General features: G+C 58.2%; 14 protein-coding genes and 1 other RNA gene. 6 read left to right on the top strand and 9 right to left on the bottom strand.

Translation table 11 applies throughout. From position 1 onward, the window contains the following. Window positions 1-62: 62 nt before the first annotated feature. The 6 genes from ACZ445_RS26005 to ACZ445_RS25980 form a co-directional block, all read right to left on the bottom strand. Complete coding sequence (locus ACZ445_RS26005) at window positions 63-1,574, bottom strand: RNA-binding domain-containing protein (RefSeq protein ID WP_464707732.1); 1,512 nt, start codon at window positions 1,572-1,574, stop codon at window positions 63-65. A 95-nt stretch (window positions 1,575-1,669) separates the two neighbouring features. Next, the gene (hsdR, locus tag ACZ445_RS26000; RefSeq protein ID WP_464707731.1) at window positions 1,670-5,134 is read right to left on the bottom strand and encodes a type I restriction-modification system endonuclease; all 3,465 of its coding nucleotides are present in this window, start codon (window positions 5,132-5,134) and stop codon (window positions 1,670-1,672) included. Between the two features lie 424 nt (window positions 5,135-5,558). Next, window positions 5,559-5,955, bottom strand: a transfer-messenger RNA (tmRNA) gene (gene ssrA / locus ACZ445_RS25995). 104 nt (window positions 5,956-6,059) lie between these two features. After that, on the bottom strand, window positions 6,060-6,338 hold the full coding sequence (locus ACZ445_RS25990) for a hypothetical protein (RefSeq protein ID WP_010206635.1): 279 nt from the start codon (window positions 6,336-6,338) through the stop codon (window positions 6,060-6,062). Window positions 6,339-6,475: 137 nt separating this feature from the next. Then, on the bottom strand, window positions 6,476-9,286 hold the full coding sequence (locus tag ACZ445_RS25985; RefSeq protein WP_058427666.1) for an FAD-binding and (Fe-S)-binding domain-containing protein: 2,811 nt from the start codon (window positions 9,284-9,286) through the stop codon (window positions 6,476-6,478). Between the two features lie 70 nt (window positions 9,287-9,356). Further along, the gene (locus tag ACZ445_RS25980; RefSeq protein WP_058427665.1) at window positions 9,357-11,051 is read right to left on the bottom strand and encodes a lactate permease LctP family transporter; all 1,695 of its coding nucleotides are present in this window, start codon (window positions 11,049-11,051) and stop codon (window positions 9,357-9,359) included. 251 nt (window positions 11,052-11,302) lie between these two features. Here ACZ445_RS25980 and ACZ445_RS25975 point away from each other — a divergent pair, with 251 nt between their 5' ends. Continuing rightward, window positions 11,303-12,070: a GntR family transcriptional regulator gene (locus tag ACZ445_RS25975; protein ID WP_058427664.1), complete on the top strand. Its 768-nt coding sequence runs from the start codon at window positions 11,303-11,305 to the stop codon at window positions 12,068-12,070. Between the two features lie 36 nt (window positions 12,071-12,106). On the opposite strand, the gene smpB is transcribed toward ACZ445_RS25975, so the two are convergent. Beyond that, window positions 12,107-12,589, bottom strand: coding sequence for an SsrA-binding protein SmpB (smpB, locus tag ACZ445_RS25970; protein WP_058427663.1), 483 nt, complete (start codon window positions 12,587-12,589; stop codon window positions 12,107-12,109). A gap of 168 nt (window positions 12,590-12,757) precedes the next feature. On the opposite strand from smpB, the gene ACZ445_RS25965 reads away from it, so the two are divergent. Continuing rightward, complete coding sequence (locus tag ACZ445_RS25965) at window positions 12,758-13,192, top strand: type II toxin-antitoxin system RatA family toxin (protein ID WP_049711477.1); 435 nt, start codon at window positions 12,758-12,760, stop codon at window positions 13,190-13,192. Further along, entirely contained in the window at window positions 13,185-13,487 is a 303-nt protein-coding gene (locus ACZ445_RS25960) for an RnfH family protein (protein WP_058427662.1), read from the top strand. Before ACZ445_RS25965 ends, ACZ445_RS25960 begins: the two co-directional genes overlap by 8 nt. Before the next feature lie 63 nt (window positions 13,488-13,550). Here ACZ445_RS25960 and ACZ445_RS25955 read toward each other — a convergent pair whose 3' ends face one another. Next, window positions 13,551-14,078, bottom strand: coding sequence for an outer membrane protein assembly factor BamE (locus tag ACZ445_RS25955; RefSeq protein WP_058427661.1), 528 nt, complete (start codon window positions 14,076-14,078; stop codon window positions 13,551-13,553). Between the two features lie 98 nt (window positions 14,079-14,176). Between ACZ445_RS25955 and fur the strand changes: the two genes are divergently transcribed. Then, window positions 14,177-14,581 (top strand): ferric iron uptake transcriptional regulator, encoded by a 405-nt coding sequence (fur, locus tag ACZ445_RS25950; protein WP_003194220.1) that lies wholly within the window; start codon window positions 14,177-14,179, stop codon window positions 14,579-14,581. A gap of 87 nt (window positions 14,582-14,668) precedes the next feature. Here the strand turns inward: fur and recN are convergent, their stop codons facing one another. Beyond that, window positions 14,669-16,342, bottom strand: coding sequence for a DNA repair protein RecN (recN, locus tag ACZ445_RS25945; RefSeq protein ID WP_058427660.1), 1,674 nt, complete (start codon window positions 16,340-16,342; stop codon window positions 14,669-14,671). 253 nt (window positions 16,343-16,595) lie between these two features. Here recN and grpE point away from each other — a divergent pair, with 253 nt between their 5' ends. Together grpE and dnaK are read left to right on the top strand one after the other, a co-directional pair. Continuing rightward, on the top strand, window positions 16,596-17,156 hold the full coding sequence (grpE, locus tag ACZ445_RS25940) for a nucleotide exchange factor GrpE (protein WP_058427659.1): 561 nt from the start codon (window positions 16,596-16,598) through the stop codon (window positions 17,154-17,156). Between the two features lie 102 nt (window positions 17,157-17,258). After that, window positions 17,259-19,175 carry a molecular chaperone DnaK gene (gene dnaK, locus ACZ445_RS25935; protein ID WP_058427658.1) on the top strand — a complete coding sequence of 639 codons (1,917 nt, stop codon included), beginning with the start codon at window positions 17,259-17,261 and terminating at the stop codon, window positions 19,173-19,175. Window positions 19,176-19,440 lie beyond the last annotated feature (265 nt).

The raw sequence follows: 19,440 nt of genomic DNA, 5'->3' as shown, positions 1-19,440 counted from the left end.
TACCTGTGGCGAAGTGTGTAAAGCGCCAGATTGCGCTGGCGCAAAGAAATGGTTGTCTGGGCTCAGTCGTTTGAGGAGCGTTGTTCGGCCTTTAGCGCTCGGCCGGCCGCCGTCAGGCGATAGCGTTGCTTGCTGCTGTTGGGCTTGTCTGGAATGGTCATCTCGACCACGCCAAGCGTCAGCAGTGGGGTCAAAACCTGCTCGCGGAACTTGCTGCGGTTGCTGCGCCCGACGAAGGCCATTAGCTCTGGCGTAGTGTGATCGCCTGTCATCTTGCACAGCAGCGTTACCTGCTCTTGCTGCAAAGACGGGCGACTTTCTGCGTGTTCTCCTTCGACAGCGGACTCAGTCCCTACTTGGTCCCTACTTGGTCCCGACTTAGCCCCTACTGGGTCCCCACTTGGGCCCGAAAGAGGCCCTTTTTCAACGGCGCGCTGAATCACCACCTTGAACTGATTACTCTGCCGGTCGTCCTCCAGTCGGATCATTGGCCAAGCATCGATAGCGCGCGGGATACCCGTGCCCAAGCCGCGATAGGGCAGAATGTGCACAGCATGGGAGGTGAGCGTCGGGTTGCGACGGTTGGACAGGCCGAATCGAATTTTATCGGTATCGAGCACATCAGGCAGGTGCCCAGGGCTGATGAGCTCGATGCGATCGGCGAAGATCATGATCCGGATGGAGGCGCTGATAAAGTAATCGCGGTGGATCAGGGCATTGACCAGCAGTTCTTCAAACACCTCCTCTGGCACTTCCAGCTGGCCGAGAGTATTGAAGCCCTGCTGGCGCTGCACGTGGTGTAGGTTGCGCTTTATGAAGGCAAGGCTGCGTCGGTACTGTTCCTGCAGATTGCCGTCGATATCTTCGCTGTCTAGATAGTGGCGGTCATGCAAAATCGTGCCCGGAAACGCCACGGCCTTGATATCGAATGCCGGGCATAGGCGTTGTGGTGCCTGGCCGAAGAGCAGCAAACCGGCCAAATTGGGTGTGTCGCCACTGGCGAGGCCAAGATTTTCCAGGATGCGGGTGGTTTCCAAACCTGTCTGTTCGGGGCTTTGCCGAAAGCGTCTTTGGAAGTACTCGCCAAGCGCTTTGGCGTCGATATCCGCCACGCTGCTGCCTGCGACCGGTACCGCATCTGCGCATACAAGCCCGGCCTGCTGAAACAACCGCTGCAGTTCTTCACGAGCCGTGACCCGACGCTTGTCGGCGCCGTTCTTTACCCAGATGCGACCCTGGTTGTCGACGTAGGGTTTATTGAGCCCTTGTTCGACTGTCACCACCATGACCAGCCCATGCTCGGTCTGAAGGTTACTGGACAGTGGGTTGATCGCCGGGCGGACATTCTGTGAGGCCGCGTTGGAGAGCAGTTGATTGAGTCGCGAAATGTCGGCGCTACTCAACCCGCTCACCGTGCCGGAGTCGTCTACGCCAATCAGCAAGTAGCCACCGGACGTATTGGCGAACGCCACCAACTCGGCTGCCAAGGCGTCGATATTGTTGAAATCGCGCTTGAACTGATGGCGGCTGTCTTCACCACGGGCAAGGATCTGATGAAGCTCAGCAGGGGTCATGAGGTATCTCTAAGTAGCGCGGCGATAAGTCGTATAGCAGGGGCATTATCCCTTATGAACGAGCACGCTGGCCAATCCGGCGTTCCAGATCGGACTCATCCCGTTTGTGCCCAAAGGTTGTCATTCAGGGCATCCAGCACCACGCCTAGGTTGCCGCCGAGCATCTTGTCCAGCCGTGTGCTGCCGCCATCGCTCTTGAACGCTTCACCAATCTGCTTCTTGTCGATAACGACCTCGTGAACCAGCTGCTTGGCCAGGCGGTCCAGCCACTTACGTTGAACTTGAGTCCAAGGCTGCAGGGTGTAAATCGTCTCCATCGCCTTGGTTACGCGCTGCTCGAATGGCAGCAAAGCCTCTCCGAGGGCAGCGCGGCGGATGAAGCCGACGATACTGGCAGCGATTTCCTGGTTCGTCTGGTTGCGCCAGGCGCTTTGCAGGTTCACCTCACTGTAGCCATGCCCGTCGAGCAGTAGACGTATTTCGCGCAACTGTTCACGGGTCAGGTCTTGCGGGCGGTTGACCACTACGCCGAGGGCCACCGACTGGTTCAACTGATTCTTAATGAAGTCGTTGAAGCTCTCCAGATAGTCCGCGGGCTTTTGGTAATTGCCATAGTTCTGCTCACGGACCATCAGTTCGTCCGTGTGGGTGGAGATCACCGGGTAGTTCTGCGATCCCTGCAGGGCATTAACTGTGGCAAGCTGATTAAGCAATTGGGCATGCTGTTGGATGAACCGGGAAGCTTGCTGAGGGCCGAGCTGGTGAAGGTGCTGATGCAGTTTGTCCGGGGCCACGCCCCAGGTGTTTTCCAGTTCGGCGAGCTTGGCCTTTAGGGTTGGCTTTTGCTCGGCCTTATGGCTGGCCTTCCGCAGAATACGCATGATCCGCTGGCTGAGCTGGTCCAGGACGTCGTGGGCATGACTAGTGTCTGGCTGGTTACCAGGCGCATGGAGGCTGGCTGGGTTGCTTAGCTCGCTGAGCAGCTGTTCGAGGCTGATGCTTGGGTCTTTCACCAGCGGCTTCATTGTATCTACTGGTTCGAGGGCCGCGTACAGGTCAACTGGGTCGTAGATCTTGAATACCGTCTTGCCGATTTCATCGCAACGGCGAGTCGCACGGCCCTTCATCTGTTCATAGAGGATGCGCGAACGCACCCGACGCATGAACACCAAGTGGCAAATGCGTGGTACGTCGATACCGGTGGTCAACAGGTCGACCGTGATGGCAATGCTCGGGTAGCGCTCGTTCTTGTACTGGCGGATCAGCTGTTTGACCTTGTCACTTTGCCCGGTGATGATCTGTACAGCTGCCTGGTTGTAATCTTCGCCGTGAACTTCCTTGAAGGCGTCGTCGAGGAGGTTTTTAACCCGCTCGGCATGGGCCTGGTTAACGCAGAAGATCATCGTTTTTTCGTCGCCCGACGGGTCGAGTTCTTGTGCCAGTTGCTCGCAGATGACCTTGTCGAAGCCGGGCGTAATCACGCGGCGATTGAAGGACTCGATTTCGAAGTCGAGTTCGTCCTCGAGCTCGGCGACATCCACTTCGCCGGTGCTCGTATCGATGACGCTGACGCTCTCGCCCTTGGCAAAGTGGATGCCATTCTGGCTCAGCAGGGTTTGGTAGCGGATTGGAGGTTCGTGATCAATCAGCCAGTCGTCAGCCACGGCCTCACGGTAGCTGTAGGTGTATATCGGAGCCCCGAAGACCTCGCTGGTGTGCTTGGCTGGGGTAGCGGTGAGCCCGACGCGGCAGGCGTCGAAATAGTCGAGCACGCGACGATACTGCGATAGATACTGGTTGAAGTCGCGCACTGCCAGCTCGCCTTCAGTCATTTCCTGATCGAGGGTGTAACCGCGGTGGGCTTCGTCGACGATGATGCAGTCGAAGGCATCGATGGGCGGCGGAGTGTCCGACTGGAATATGCGCTTGACCATGGCCTGCACAGTGGCGACCTGAACCCGTGTTTCAGCTTCGGCAGCCATGTCACCTAGTTCTTTGACGTCGTAGATCTGCGCCAGCGTGTGGTTCTGTTCCAGAGTCGCCTCATTGAAGGCTTCGATGGCCTGTTCCCCCAAGGCGCTGCGATCGACCAGGAAAAGAATACGGCGAAAGCGCTCGGCCTTCAGCAGGCGGTACATCAAGCCAATGATAGTGCGCGTTTTGCCGGTTCCGGTCGCCATGGCCAGCAGACAGTTGCGGTGATTGTCGGCTAGGGCCTGCTCGACGGCGCGGATGGCGTTTTCCTGATAGTCACGCAGCTTGAGATAGGCGAAGCCTTCCTGCTGTAGCTTCGCCTCGGCGTCCTCACGGCTGCGTTTGAGCAGATCGAGTAGGCCGCCCGGAGTGTGGAAATCCTGCAGCGGCCGGCGCAGGTTGGCTGGGCTGCGCAAGTCACGAAACCAAATGCCAGACAGCTCGGCGAGCTGCTTAATAAAGGGCCGGCCATTGCAGGCAAAGGCAAACGGGACTTTGAAGTGGCCGCCCTGGCCATCCGCCCAGCCCGTGTTCTGCCCGGCCGGTTGCAGATTGTCGGTAACGATCAGTTGGCGTGAATAACGCTCGGCTTGGGGAATGCGGTCCGCTATGTTGACGCGCTTGCGCTTGGCTTCGACGATGGCGACAGGGATTAGGCCAGCGAACAGCATGTAATCAGCGTTTTCTTTTGGCTTGCTGGTTGGCCATTCGGCGATGGCCTTGTTCTTGCCCTTTTCAGGCCGAGCACCCTTGCTGTAGGTAAGATCGAGCGAATCGGTTTCCCAGCCGGCATCGTTCAACTGTTGATCGATGAGAATACGGGTGAGGTCTTCATTGAGGTCGAACTGGCTGCTTGCCTGCTGAGTTTTACGCGTGACCTGCTGGGCAGCTTGCGGCTGATCTTCAAGCTGTTGTTGCAGTACTTTCAGCCGCGCCTCGAAATGGACTCGGGCCTTCGATAGTTCTGCCTCGCGCTCAAGGGCAATCTGCTCGTAGACGCGGGCTTCCTCGTTCATCTGCCCAACAAGACTGGCTTGCTCATGCTTTTCTTGCGCCAGTAGCTCGGCTAATTGGTGATTGTTCTCCAATTGCTGGCGACTGTCGCCCAGCTCTGCACGAAGTTTTTCGATCTGCCCCTGCAGCTCACGTAGAGGCTCACTCGGATCGGCCGGAATTATGAAAGGCCCAGGCTTGAAGGTGTTGCCGCCCGTGCCAAATGATTGGTGATACCAGATCGCCAAGGCACGGGCGACCCTCAGCCCGTCCAGTGCCTCGCGATGCTGGGTGCGGAATTCATGGGTAGCCTTATTGCCTTCGATACGCAGCGTATGGAATAGGTTACGGATGTTACCGTCGAGCTGGATTTCACGACTCAGGCGGAACAGCAGATCAGCTTGGGAAGTGGTGGCGTCGAACTCAGTGCCTGCTCTTACCGCCAGATCCTGGGCGAGCGCTTCGCCCAACTGGCGCAGTTTGATCAGTGTCGTGTTGGGGTCACTGGAAAATACTCGCTCGGCCGCATTGGCTAGTTGGAAAAAAACCGGATCGTGTTCTTTGAAAAACGCGAAGTTGCTGTTCTCTGCCATGTCCCATCCCTTGAGTTCGTCACCAGCCATCCCGCGAGTGGTGGCGCTATAAAGGCATAATGCCAGACGAAGAGTGGTGCGTGTATGACGATATGCCCTCGGTCCAGCGTGATCAGCCGTTGACCGAGGGCTAAATGTTACGCTTTTAAGCGAAGCTGCAAACCGTGGCCGTCGGTGAGGACATAATCCAAGGACGCCGATTTGACTCCCTTCAGTCGTCGGCCGGAGAGGCAAAGGGCTGGAGCAGGGATGAAATCTACTTCAGGCGCGTTTTGTTCTTCAGAGATTAGCCCCGCGGTGCTGGGATACCCGAGTGGTCAGAGCTCGTCGGATGCCAAAAAATCCTCAGAAACGCTAGAACCCTTGATTTCACTAAATGCTAGGCACAAAAAAAGACGTCCGTGGACGTCTTTAGATGATGAAGTGGTGGAGCCGGGGGGATTTGAACCCCCGTCCGCCAGTACTCCGCTGTCGGTACTACATGCGTAGCCGTTTCTATTAAGTTAACCCTCAGCGACCCGAAGGGCAGGGTGCTTTGGGCGAGTTGTGTAAGTTTTAGCCGCTTCGTCCACAACGTACTGCACGGCGATTCTGTTCTATATGACAATCACTTTGGGTTTACAGACATCCCCTGGTGATTGCTGGACCCGAAGGTACCAGAAGCTCAGGGCTAAGGCTGCTTACGCAGCGAGAGCGAATTCCTGGCCGTAGTTTTCGTCATTGGCAACTATAAGAAGTTGCAACAGTGGATTTACGAGTTCTGTTACCAACTCGGCATGCACCTAAAGTTTCGCGACCGGCGTCGAATCCTAAACGGCCCCGTGCTTGTAACTCGTTGTTTCTTAGTGAGTGACAAGCCTATGCAGTGTACGCCAAACGCTCACGGAAGGCCAACCCGAAGGTTGGCCTTCCGTGACTGAGCAACCTATTGGCCGCCTTTTTCGCTGTTCTGCAGGTCTTGCAGCGCCTTCGAGGTGATCTCGATGCACTTTTTGTCATCGCCGGCGGCGTGAGCTGCTTTGGCCTGGGAGACGGCAGTGTCTATCTCGCCGCTTTTACCACTGGTGTCGGTGGCGAGCAGGGCCTTACCGTTGTTGATTTTGTCCAGATTGATTTTGCACAGATCGGGCTCGCCCGCCGCGAATACAGGGGAAGCCAGCATCGCAGCGGTAATGAACAAGCCAGCAAGAGCGGAACGCTTCATCGGGTATCTCCTTGCGAAAAAGGGCTCGACGCTGCTTGCGTTCAACCGCTGCCAGCGACATCACTGATAAACCTCGCTTGGCGAGGCCTATGCAGATGACTACGCCGGCGCGCAGGGGTTCTGTTTTTTTTGCAGGATCAGTGAGCGCGGGCCTGGGTGACGCGGTCAACCAGGTAGACCAACCCGTGATAATCGATGCCGCCATGCTGGCTCAGGCCGATCTCGCAGGTGCGGCTGGTGGAGATGCCTTCACTGCAATGTTGCACCGCATCCTTGAGGCTGCGCAGTGAGTGGGCGTTGAGTTCCGGCGTGGTGAAGCCTTTGTCGCCGGCAAACCCGCAGCAATGAATGCCTTCCGGGATCACCACGGTGTTGGAGCAGCGGCGAGCGAGGTCGATCAGGGCCTGACTCTCGCCCAGGTGCTGGGTGCTGCAGGTGACATGCACCGCGATGGGGGCTTCCTGGGGGGTGAAGTCGAGGCGGTCCATCAGGTGCGTGCGGATAAATCGTACGGGGTCGTAAAGATCCAGGCTCGTTTCGCCCAGGTCCTGCACCAGGCGCAGAGTGCAGGGGCTGGTGTCGCAGTAGATCGGGTCGAGCCCGCCGCGACTGGCGTGGAGCAGCGCGCCGATCAGTTCCTGGCGCTTGTGTTCGGCCTGTTCGGCGTAGCCTTTGGAGGCGAACGGCTGGCCGCAGCAGAGGTTGTCCTGGTTGTCGGGAAATACGACTTGGTAACCGGCCTTTTCCAACAGATTGCGGGTTTTGTCGTACAGCGACATCTGCTCTTTATCGCCCGCCGCCGGGCCCATGGCGCGTGAGACGCAGGCGGCCAGGTAGACCACCCGCGGCCGCTCGTCCGTCACTGCCGGGCTGAAACGGATGGCTTTTTCCGGCTGCGGCATGGCGTTGGTCCACTGCGGAATCTGCCCCTTGGACAGTTGGGTCATGCTGGCCGATAGCTTTGCCAGGCGCGGCGCGCCCAGCAGCATGCGCGCGCCGTTGGCCACATGCAGCGTAAAGCGTGCGCCTTGCAGCGCGGTGGCGAAATGCGTGGCGAGCCATTCGGCGGTTTTCGTGCGGTCGGCGTCACGGCTGCGCAGTTTTTTCACCAGGTCGCCGGTATTGATTCCCACAGGGCAGCGCTGGGCGCAAAGCCCGGTGGCGGCGCAGGTGTCGATGCCGTGGTACTGATACGCGGCTTCCAGCTCAGTGGTATCGACACCGGCGCGTTTCTTCGCCTGAATATCGCGCCAGATCACGATGCGTTGGCGCGGGCTCAAGGTCAGGCCTTTCGATGGGCACACCGGCTCGCAGAAGCCGCACTCGATGCACTTATCCACAAGCTCGTCGGCTGCGGGCAGCGGCTTGAGGTGCTTGAGGTGGATTTGCGGGTCTTCGCTGAGCACCACGTCCGGGTTGAGAATGCCGTTGGGGTCGAGCAGGCGCTTGAGTTGCCACATCAGTTGGTAGGCTTCGCTGCCCCATTCCAGCTCGACGAAAGGCGCCATGTTACGGCCGGTGCCGTGTTCGGCTTTCAACGAACCACCGAATTCCACGGACACCAGTTGCGCCACGTCGTCCATAAACGCTTGGTAGCGTGCGACTTCTTCCGCGCTGTTGAAGCCTTGGGTGAACACGAAGTGCAGATTACCTTCCAGCGCGTGTCCGAAAAGTATCGCTTCGTCGTAGTGATGTTTGTCGAACAGCTCGATCAAGCGATTCACGCCGATTGCCAGTTGTTCGACCGAGAAGGTCACGTCCTCGATGATTACCGTGGTGCCGGTTTTGCGCACGGCGCCGACGGCCGGGAAGGTGTCCTTGCGGATCGCCCACAGGCGGGCGTTTTCCACGGGGTCTTCGGTGAAGTCGACCTGCTTCTCGACCGGAAACTGGGCCAGGGAAGCCATGATCAGCGCCAGTTGCTCGTGCAGTAACGACGAGGAAGCTGCACGCGACTCGATCAAAAGGGCGCAGGCATTTTCCGATAGGTGCTGTACGAAAGCAGGCATGCCCGGCTTGTTCTGTACCGAGCGCATGCTGCGACGGTCCAGTAGCTCGACGGCCGAAACGGGTTGGGTCTTGAGGACAGTAACTGCATTGCAGCAGGTTTCGACGTCGGGGAACACAATCAACGCCGACGCTTTGTTGGGGTGATCGATCACAGTGTCGTAGGTGACCGCGCTGATAAACCCAAGGGTGCCCTCGGAGCCCACCAGCAGATGGCTGAGGATATCCAGCGGCTCATCGAAATCCACCAAGGCATTGAGTGACAGCCCGGTGGTATTTTTCAGACGGTATTTGTGGCGGATCTTTGCCGCCAGTTCAGCGTTTGCCCGGGTCTCGCGACCGAGTGTCGCCAAGCGTTCCAGCAGCGCGCTGTGCTGTTCGCGAAACGCTGCCACGCTGGCCGCGTCTTCGGTATCCAGGCGGCTGCCGTCCGCCAATACCAGGCGTATCCCGGCCAGGGTGTGGTAGGTGTTCTGCGCCGTGCCGCAGCACATGCCGCTGGCGTTGTTGGCGACGATACCGCCGATCTTGCAGGCGTTGATCGATGCCGGGTCTGGCCCGATCTTGCGCCCGAACGGCGCCAGCCACGCGTTCGCCTGGGCGCCGATCACGCCGGGCTGCAGGCGGATTTGTGCCCCCTGCCCACGGATCTCGCGGTCGTTCCAATTGTCCCCCAGCACGATCAGCACCGAGTCGCTGATGGCTTGCCCGGACAGGCTGGTGCCGGCGGCGCGGAAGGTCACTGGAACATGGTCGCGCTGAGCCAGTTGCAGCAGCGCGACGACTTCGTCTTCCGACTCCACACGGATTACCAGCTGTGGGATCAGTCGGTAAAAACTGGCGTCGGTGCCGAAGGCGAGGGTGGAAAGCGGGTCGTCGAAGCGTCGATCTTTCGGGATCAGTTGTGCGGCGTCGCGCAGGAAAGCAGCAGGCAGGCTCATCGGTCCTCCAGAAATAGCTGACGCCGGAACCGTTGTCCGGCGTCGATTCTTACCCTAGTGCGTGCAGGTCTCAGTGCACCAGCATACCGGTGAACCAGTAGGCCTGGGCCAGGGTGATCAGCCCGACGATGGTGGCGAAGAACAGGCTGTGCTTGAGGGTGAAGCGGAACAGGTCGGATTCCTTGCCCACCAGGCCGGTGGCGGCGCAGGCCACGGCGATCGATTGTGGTGAGATCATTTTGCCGGTGACGCCGCCGCTGGTATTCGCGGCAACCAGCAGGGTGTCGTTCACCCCGATCTGATGCGCCGTGGTGGCTTGCAGCGAGCTGAACAGGGCGTTGGACGACGTGTCGGAGCCTGTCAGGAAAACCCCCAGCCATCCGAGGAAAGGCGAGAAGAACGGGAAGGCTGCACCGGTGCCGGCCAATACCAGCGCCATGGTCGACGACATGCCGGAGTAGTTGGTGACGAAGGCGAAGGCCAGCACCATGCCGATGGAAAGGATCGGCCAGCGCAGTTCGTAGAAGGTCTCTTTTAAAGTGGTAAGACCAGTCTTGATGTCGATCTTCAGTACCAGCATCGAGATCAGCGCGGAGAAGAAAATCGCGGTGCCGGTCGCGGAAATCGGGTCCAGCTTGAACACGGCCGGGATCGCAGTGGGGTTGGTCACGATCGGTGCGACCTTGATCACCAGTTGATCCAGGTGCGGGATCGCAAAGTTGAACACCCAGCTGTACATCGAGCCACCGGCGGCGAACATCGCCTTGAACGGCTTGAGGGTCCAGATGGTGACCAGCACGGTGAGAATCAGGAACGGCGACCAGGCCTTGAAAATCTGCACCAGGCTGTAGGGCGAGACAATCGTGTTGCGCGGCAGGCCGAAACCGCCTGCACTTGCGGTGACCGCAGCGCTGGAGGTGGCGCCGGCAATCTGTGCGCCCGCAGTGCGCTTGGGCTGCCAGACTTTCAGGAACAGGGTCAGGGAAATCAGGCTGGCCAGGGCCGAGGTGATGTCCGGCAGTTCCGGGCCGATGAAGTTGGAGGTGAAGTACTGGGTGATGGCAAAGCTCAAGCCCGCGACCAGCGCGGCCGGCCAGGTTTCACGCACGCCGCGCAGGCCGTCCATCATGAACACCAGCCAGAACGGCACGAACAGCGACAGCAGAGGCAATTGGCGGCCAGTCATGGCGCCGATCTTGAACGCATCGATGCCAGTGACTTGCCCGGCAACGATGATCGGGATGCCCAAGGCGCCGAATGCGACAGGCGCGGTGTTGGCGATCAGGCACAGGCCGGCGGCGTACAGCGGGTTGAAGCCCAGGCCGACCAACAATGCGGCGGTGATCGCCACGGGGGCGCCGAAACCGGCCGCACCTTCCAGGAAGGCACCGAAGCAGAAGCCGATCAGCAGCACTTGCAGGCGTTGGTCGTCGGTAATCGACAGGACCGAACTGCGGATGATCTCGAACTGGCCGCTTTTTACCGTGAGTTTGTAGAGGAACACCGCGGCGACGATGATCCACGCGATAGGCCACAGCCCGTAGGCAAAGCCATAACCGGCAGCGGCCAGCGCCATGTCCACCGGCATCTGGAAGGCGAAGATCGCCACCAGGATCGACAATGCCAGGGTGATGCTGCCGGCCACGTGGCCTTTGAGGCGAAACACGGCCAGGGCCAGGAAGAAGAATACGATCGGGATGACGGCCGCCAGTGCGGACAGGCCGAGGCTGCCGAGCGGGCTGTAGAGCTGTTGCCAGGTTTGCATATGGGGTTGCCCCTGATTGTTGTTGTTTGGTCAGCTTGGGTAATTGGTAATACCAATTTACAGTCGCTGTTGGCTAGAGTAAAAGCCTTGCTGGGGGCGTGTCAATTTGCCGCCTGCGAAACTTTGGTCGTAGGTCGCTGTGCAGGGTGTTCTGATGGGGTGAAAGGCAGGCGTTCTGATAGGTGTCGCAAGCGCTGCGATAGTCCAGAATAGAGGCCCCGGCGAGTGGTCGGGATGGTGGAGAGTGAGTGATGGGGTTTGATCAGGTGCGTCAGCGCCGTTTGTCTGACGATATTGTCGAGCAGCTCGAGGGCATGATCCTCGAGGGCACCCTCAAGTCGGGCGAGCGTTTGCCGGCCGAGCGCGCTTTGGCTGAGCAGTTTGGGGTGTCGCGGCCTTCCTTGCGCGAGGCGATCCAGAAATTGGTGGCCAAGGGTTTGCTCGTCAGCCGTCAAGGCGGTGGCAATTATGTGGCTGAGTCCCTGGGCTCCACGTTCAGTGATCCGCTGCTGCACCTGCTGGAGAACAATCCCGAGGCCCAGCGTGATTTGCTGGAGTTTCGTCAGACCCTCGAAGCCTCTTGCGCCTATTATGCCGCGCTACGCGCCACGGAAGTCGATCGCGAGCGGCTGACGGCGGCTTTCGAGGCGCTACAAGATTGTTACACCCGCTCCGATGAAGTGAGTCGAGCGGAAGAGGGCGCAGCCGATGCGAGTTTTCATTTGGCGATAGCCGAAGCCAGCCATAACGCCGTGTTGCTGCACACCATTCGCGGTCTGTTCGACCTGCTCAAGCGTAACGTGGTGACCAACATTGGTGGCATGTACCAGCAGCGTACGGAAACCCGCGACATGCTGATCAGTCAGCATCGGGATTTGTACCTGGCGATTATCGAAGGTCGCGCCGAGCAGGCGCGCGAGGTTTCAACACGTCACCTGCTCTATGTGCAGGAAGTGCTGGAGGAAGTGCGTCAGGAAGTTCAGCGCGTGGCGCGTGCGGAGCGGCGCAAGGGGATGTAGCCGAGGGGCTCGCCCACGGCTGCATCGCAGCAGAGATTATTCTTCCTTGCCTTTGTTGCGCACGGCGCGATGCAGTTCACGGTTGGAATCACGTTCGCGCTCGGAATCACGCTTGTCGTATTCCTTCTTGCCCTTGCCCAGTGCGATTTCGCACTTGACCAGGTGCTTGCTCCAATACCATGACAGGCAGACGCAGGCATAGCCCTTCTGCTGTACAGCGGCTGCGAGCTTTTCCAGTTCGCGGGCATTGAGCAGCAGCTTGCGCGTACGTACCGGGTCGGCGATCACGTGGGTGCTCGCGGTGGTCAGCGGGGTGATATGACTGCCGAGCAGCCACGCCTCGCCATCCTTGAGCAGCACATAACTGTCGACCAGTTGCAGCTTGCTGGCACGCAGACTCTTTACTTCCCAGCCGGCCAGGACCAGACCAGCCTCGAATCGATGTTCGATGAAGTAATCGTGTCGCGCCTTTTTATTTTGCGCGATGGTCCCTGTGGGGTGTTTCTTTTGTTTAGCCATAGGGGCGGCATTATAGGGAGTTGCGAGCGTGTCGGCTACGGTCAACCTGCGTGCTTGAGCGTGTTGGACGAATCCCGGACAATGCAGGCAGTTCTCTGGTTTTTTTCTTTCGCGGATTGGGCTGTTCTTTCGCGATGTTTGCCGCTCAGCTGTGGAAATAACGCACACATGACGACGCATATTCAACGTTCAGCGCTGTTGCCCTATCCGGCACAGGCGCTCTATGACCTGGTCAACGACGTGGCGCGTTACCCGGAATTCCTGCCGTGGTGCTCAACGGCCGAGGTGCTGGAAGGCAGTGATGAGCATATGGTTGCCAGTGTCGGGGTTGCGAAGGGCGGCCTTAGTCAGCATTTTGTTACGCGTAATGTGCTGGTGCCCGGAAAATCCATCGAAATGAATTTGCAGGAGGGGCCGTTTACCCAGTTGCATGGCGTATGGGTGTTCAAGGCGCTGACGGATAAGGCCTGCAAAATCAGCCTGGATCTTTCTTTTGATTACGCCGGGCCTATTGTTCGGGCGACGTTGGGGCCTTTGTTCAACCAGGCAGCCAATACCCTGGTGGATGCATTTTGTCAGCGAGCCAAGCAACTGCATGGTTGAGATCGAAGTGGTTTATGCCTCCGAGGATCGCCAGGTGTTGCTGGCGGTGACGGTGCCGGCAGGCACCCATCTGCGTGCTGCGGTGCAGGCGTCCGGTATTGCAGCGCGATTTCCCGAACTGGATTTGGCGGAGTGCCCTTTGGGGATATTCGGCAAGGTGGTTGCGGATGCTGATGTGCGCGCAGTGCAGGACGGTGACCGTATTGAGATTTACCGGCCTTTGCTGGCGGACCCGAAAGAGGTGCGCCGGCTTCGGGCGGCCAAGGCGGCTTTGGCCAAGCAGCAGAATCCATAGGGCAGCCAAATGATACTCAACAAAAAGCCCGGCATGCCGGGCTTTTTGTTGAGCGCCGCACACTTACTGCGGGCTGGTGTCCAGAGGTTGCGGCGTCGGGACGGGCACTGTTTCCACGCCGTCGACGTCTTTCTGGATCTTGTCGAGCAAGGAGCCAGGCTTGGCTGGTACCTCGGACTTCGGTTTCTCAGCTTCCTGCGCAGGCGCAGTCACGTTGGTGCCGTTGTCCTTGCCAAGCAAGGCTTCGTCACGGCTTACGCCGGGCATGAAGTCGCCGGACAGGCTGACAAGCTGGTCATTGCCATTGAAGATGACACTGACGCGCTCCTGCTGGCGTTCACCGCCACCTGGCTGCAGGCTGTAGAGATAATCCCAGCGATCGGCATGGAAAGTGTCGGTCAGCAGGGGGTTGCCCATGATAAACCGTACTTGCCGTCGGGTCATTCCGGGGCGTAACTGGTCTATCATGTCCTGCGTGACGACATTGCCCTGCTGGATGTCGATTTTGTAAACCCCGGGGAATGAACAACCGGCGAGTGCGAGCAGTCCCACAAAGGTGAAACTGGTTAGCAAGAGCTTGGTGTTTTGCATCGGTGGGCGACTTCCACTATCTTGGCTGGGACAACGTAAACGCCGATCATACCCGTATTAAGAGAAGCTGCGAAGCAGCATCCGCGAGAAAGCTAACCATGGTTGAAAATAGCGAACTACGCAAAGCCGGTCTCAAAGTGACTCTGCCACGAGTCAAGATTCTACAAATGCTCGATTCTGCTGAGCAGCGCCACATGAGTGCCGAGGATGTCTACAAAGCACTGATGGAGTCTAACGAGGACGTTGGCCTGGCCACGGTTTACCGTGTGCTGACCCAGTTTGAAGCCGCAGGGCTGGTGGTTCGTCATAATTTCGACGGCGGTCATGCAGTGTTCGAATTGGCTGACGGTGGTCATCACGACCACATGGTTGACCTGGATACCAATGAGGTTATCGAGTTCACTAGCCCTGAGATTGAAGCGCTGCAGCATAAGATTGCTGAAGAGCATGGCTTCGATCTAGTTGACCATAATCTGGTCCTGTACATCCGTAAGAAAAAGTAACAAGCGCTGCAGATTTACGCTGCAAAACGATCGAAGGCGACCTCAGGGTCGCCTTCGTGCTTTCTATTAAGAGAGAAAATGATCCGATCAGGCCTTTGCCGCTACGACCATTTTCTTCGCGTGCGCCAACGATTCCTTGGTCAAATCAATACCGCCGAGCATGCGCGCCACTTCTTCCACGCGTTCCGACTTGTTCAGCTTAGACACGGCTGTGTGCGTCGCATCACTGCCGCGTACCTTGTGCACAAACAAATGTTGATGCCCTTGGGCTGCCACTTGCGGCAAGTGAGTGACCGTCAGTACCTGGCCGCGATCCCCCAGGCGGCGCAACAGTTGGCCAACAATTTCTGCTGTCGGCCCGCCAATGCCCACGTCAACTTCGTCGAATACCAGTGTCGGCACACGGGAGGTTTGCGCGGTAATCACCTGGATCGCCAGGCTGATCCGCGAGAGCTCGCCGCCGGATGCCACTTTTGCCAACGCCTTGAGCGGCTGTCCAGGGTTGGCGCTTACCAGCAGTTCAACCTGCTCCAGGCCGTGGGGTTGCAGCTCGTTGCTGGCGTTGGCGCGCAGTTCAATGGTGAAGCGTCCGCCCGGCATGCCCAGGCGTTGGATCTCAAGTTCCACTGCGCTGGCCAGGCCGGTCGCGGCTTGTTGGCGCAGGTCGCTCAGTTCGCGCGCTTTCTCCTGGTAATGACGAGCGAACGAGGCGAGTTCCTCGCCCAGTCGTTCGATGGACTCGTCATTCGCATTCAGGGTCTCGATTTCATCCAGCAGCTTTTGCTGCATTGTCGCCACTTCGGTGGGCTGGATTCGATGCTTGCGCGCCAGGGTATAGATGGTGTCCAGGCGCTCTTCTATTTCCTGCAGGCGTGCAGGATCGGCATCGAAGTGATCCAGAAAGCGATTCAATTCACCGACTGCTTCCTCCACCTGAATCTGTGCACTGGTGAGCAGTGTCGTAGCTTCGCTCAGCGAGCCGGAGGCATTGTTCACGCTCGACAAGCGATTGAGGCTGGCAGTCAGTGCATTGAGCACGTTGCCTGAGTCGCTTTCACTGCATTGCTCTACCACCTGGCGACAAATGCCCAGCAAGGTTTCAGCGTTGGTGAGGTTCTTGTGTTCCTGCTCAAGCTGCTCCAGTTCGGTCTCGCCCAGGCCAAGGCTCTCCAGCTCTTCGAGTTGATAGCTGAGCAACTGGTGACGAGCGCGTTGTTCATCGCCGGAGTTGGAGAGTCGCTCCAGTTCCTGGCGCGTCTGGCGCCAGCGCTGGGCGGCAAGTTGCACCTGGCGGGCAAGGTCTGTGGCGCCGGCATATTCATCGAGCAGGCGGCGATGGGTGTCGGTTTTCAGCAGCGACTGGTGCTCATGCTGGCTGTGGATATCGATAAGCAACTCGCCCAGCGCTTTCAAGTCGCCCAGTGGGCAGGGCGTCCCGTTGATATAGCCGCGAGAGCGACCTTCCGCCGTGATAACCCGTCGCAGGATGCACGGGCCTTCATTATTAAGGTCGCGTTCGGTCAGCCAGGTTTCGGCCTCGGGAATATCGGCCAGGTCGAAGGTGGCCAGGATATCGGCCTTGTCTGCGCCGGGGCGCACCACGCCGCTGTCGGCGCGATCACCCAGGGTGAGGCCCAGGGCATCGAGCATGATCGACTTGCCGGCGCCGGTTTCGCCTGTGATTACGCTCATCCCGCGATCCAGTTCGAGATCCAGATGTTCAACGATGGCGTAATTATGTACGGACAGGTGCACGAGCATGACGGGCGCTCCAGGCTTTAGGTCTGGTTATTTATACAGTGTTTTGTTCAGGGCTGACAATCCTGGTGCTTAGCTCGATTTGCTTGAATGAGCGTGTTTTTTAGCGCAATGCGGAATGGGGAGGCAGGAATTGATCCCGATCATGGGAAAGACTTTTGGTAACGCCTGCGCCCTTGAACCTGGAAATTGTGGCCCCATATACCGGAACAGAAGCGCGAGTTGAGTTCGCGCATGATTTTGAAAGGAGAAAACTATGGCTGACGAACAGACGCAGGATACGCAAACTCCAGACGCCAATTCGGCTGTCGGCGATGAGCTGGCAACGCGTGTGCAAGTGCTCGAAGAGCAATTGGCTGCTGCGCAGGATCAGTCTTTGCGTGTTGCCGCCGATCTGCAGAACGTCCGCCGCCGTGCCGAGCAGGATGTAGAAAAGGCTCACAAGTTCGCGCTGGAAAAATTCGCCAGTGACTTGCTGCCGATCATCGACAGCCTGGAGCGTGGTCTCGAGTTGTCCAACCCGGACGACGAAAACATCCGTCCGATGCGCGAAGGGATCGAGCTGACCCTGAAAATGTTCCAGGACACCCTGAAGCGTTATCAGCTGGAAGCCATCGATCCAACCGGCGGCGAACCGTTCAACGCTGAACATCACCAAGCCATGGCCATGCAGGAAACCCATGACCTGGAGCCTAACAGCGTGCTGAAAGTGTTCCAGAAGGGCTATCTGCTCAACGGTCGCCTGCTGCGTCCGGCGATGGTCGTGGTGAGCAAGGCGCCTGCACCGGTTTCGCCTTCTATTGATGAGCAGGCTTGAAATACGCTGTAAAGCCCCCATCTATAAGTCAAGCGTTTAAGTGCTACCGCAGTTAGCCACCACTGCTGCGGCAACCAAATTCAAGTTTCGGGAGAGTAAATCATGGGCAAAATTATCGGTATCGACCTGGGGACCACCAACTCCTGCGTCTCCGTCATGGAAAACGGCAAAGCCAAAGTTATCGAGAACGCCGAAGGCGCGCGTACCACGCCGTCGATCATTGCTTACGCAAATGATGGCGAGATCCTGGTTGGTCAGTCGGCCAAGCGTCAGGCTGTCACCAACCCGCACAACACTCTGTACGCGGTAAAACGTCTGATCGGTCGTAAGTTCGACGAAGAAGTCGTACAGAAAGACATCAAGATGGTGCCTTACAAAATCGCCAAGGCTGACAACGGTGACGCCTGGGTTGAAGTAAATGGCAACAAGATGTCTGCGCCGCAGATTTCGGCTGAAGTCTTGAAAAAGATGAAGAAGACTGCCGAAGACTATCTCGGCGAAACAGTGACCGAAGCAGTGATCACCGTTCCGGCCTACTTCAACGACAGCCAGCGCCAGGCGACCAAAGACGCCGGCCGCATCGCGGGCCTGGACGTAAAACGTATCATCAACGAGCCAACCGCAGCCGCTCTGGCTTACGGTATGGACAAGGCCAAAGGCGACCACACTGTGATCGTTTATGACCTGGGTGGCGGTACTTTCGACGTGTCGGTCATCGAGATCGCTGAAGTTGATGGCGAGCACCAGTTCGAAGTGTTGGCCACCAACGGCGACACCTTCCTGGGTGGTGAAGACTTTGACATCCGTCTGATCGACTACCTCGTTGACGAGTTCAAGAAAGAAAGCGGCATGAACCTCAAGGGTGACCCGCTGGCCATGCAGCGTCTGAAAGAAGCTGCTGAGAAGGCCAAGATCGAATTGTCCTCGAGCATGTCGACCGACGTTAACCTGCCGTACATCACTGCAGACGCCACCGGTCCTAAGCACTTGAACGTGAAGATCTCTCGCGCCAAGTTGGAAGCACTGGTTGAAGACCTGGTTCAGCGCACCATCGAACCTTGCCGCATCGCCTTGAAAGACGCCGGTATCGACGTTGGCGCGATCAACGACGTGATCCTGGTGGGCGGTCAGACCCGTATGCCACTGGTTCAACAGAAAGTTACCGAGTTCTTCGGCAAGGAAGCACGTAAAGACGTGAACCCGGACGAAGCGGTTGCCATGGGTGCTGCCATCCAGGGCGCGGTATTGGCCGGCGACGTTAAAGACGTGCTGCTGCTGGACGTCAGCCCGCTGACCCTGGGTATCGAAACCATGGGTGGCGTGATGACTGCGCTGATCGAGAAAAACACCACGATTCCTACCAAGAAATCGCAAGTGTTCTCGACTGCCGACGACAACCAAGGCGCTGTGACCATTCACGTGCTGCAAGGTGAGCGTAAGCAGGCAGCTCAGAACAAGTCCCTGGGCAAGTTCGACTTGGCCGAGATTCCACCAGCACCACGTGGCGTGCCGCAAATCGAAGTGACCTTCGACATCGATGCCAACGGCATCCTGCACGTTGGCGCGAAAGACAAGGCTACCGGCAAAGAGCAGAAAATCACCATCAAGGCCAACTCCGGTCTGTCTGATGAAGAAATTCAACAGATGATCCGTGATGCTGAAGCCAACGCTGATGCGGATGCCAAGTTTGCTGAACTGGCTGGCGCCCGTAACCAGGGTGACGCACTGGTTCACTCGACACGCAAGATGGTCGCTGATGCTGGCGATAAAGTGACTGCTGAAGAGAAGGCTGCCATCGAAACTGCTGTAGTTGCCCTGGAAGCTGCTGTAAAAGGCGACGACAAGGCGGCTATCGAAGCCAAGATCGAAGAGCTGTCGAAAGTCTCTGCGCCAGTGGCTCAGAAAATGTACGCCGAACAAGGCCAGCCGGCTGACGGTGCTGCACAGCACGCAGAGCCTGAAGCCAAGCACGACGATGTTGTCGACGCCGAGTTCGAAGAAGTCAAAGACCAGAAGTAAGTTGGTCGCCCGGTTGACCGCTATCAAGCGGTGACTGGTAGGATGTCGCCGCGCGGGAGCTTGCTCCCGCGTTGGCGTGTCTGGGGTATGCGAATTTTTACAGCATGCGACAGTGTTCGGATGCTGGCGGTGTGATCGGGAATGCTCCTGCTTTCCGAGCAGTAAATACCGCATTTTTGGCCGGGTACCTGGCTAAAAGTAGTAATGACCAGGATCGTTGAATTGACGTGAGTTGGGTCCGGGCCTGTATTGGGGCTCAACGAGT

Source organism: Pseudomonas allii (genome assembly GCF_055380095.1).
This window is presented reverse-complemented; position numbering and strand designations above follow the sequence as displayed.